Origin of the sequence: Frankia sp. AgKG'84/4, assembly GCF_023242965.2 — a bacterium.
Lineage (GTDB): Bacteria > Actinomycetota > Actinomycetes > Frankiales > Frankiaceae > Frankia.
In genome coordinates this window covers 1-684 of record NZ_JALKFU020000641.1, presented here as the reverse complement: position 1 = coordinate 684, position 684 = coordinate 1, and the positions used below count along the sequence as shown (strand labels likewise).

Genomic DNA, 684 nt, shown 5'->3' with positions numbered 1-684 from the left:
GCATGGGCCCGGGAGGCGTAGCCGGGGTGCGGATCGGCGGCGAACGTGCGCGCCTCGACGCCGTGCAGGTCGGCCAGCCGGACGCCGGCCCGGTCGAGGGCGGCCAGGCCCGCGAGGCTGCCGACGTCACCGAGGTGCTGCGACATGATCGCCCGGTCGCCGGCCGTCACGCAGCACGCGTTCTTGATCTCGCCACCGACGGCCAGGACCGGCGTGACCGGCCTCGGCAGATCCACCGCGAGTGGGACGTAGCCCCGCGAGCGGCGCAGTGGGATCACCTCGTCGCCGTCGCAGCGCACCACCGAGTCGTCGCAGGGTGCGAGGATCGGACGGTCGTGGGTGAGGAACGCGTCGGCGAGGCCGGAGAGCCGGTCGGCGGCCTCGGCGTCGTCGAAGCAGATCGGCTCGCCAGCGAGGTTGGCACTGGTCATCACCAGCAGCGCTGGCGCTGCGGCGCCGCCCGCCACCGAGCTGCCCGGGACGGTGGCGAACAGCAGGTGGTGCACCGGGGTGTAGGGCAGCAGCACGCCGATCAGCGGGCTGCCGGGGGCGACGCCGGCCCCCAGCGGCCCGGTGCCAGCCCGTCGGGCGAGCACGATCGGGGCCGCCGGCGAACGCAGCAGCGCAGCCGCCGCCGCGGTGAGCCGGGCGATGGAACGCGCCGCGGCCAGGTCCCGGGCCATC

Annotated in this window: 1 protein-coding gene; it reads right to left on the bottom strand. The window is 76.2% G+C overall.

Annotated elements, in window-relative coordinates; all coding sequences use genetic code 11:
* The coding region (locus MXD58_RS24380) for a Sua5/YciO/YrdC/YwlC family protein (RefSeq protein WP_250610010.1) at positions 1 to 684 on the bottom strand (684 nt) is incomplete at both ends.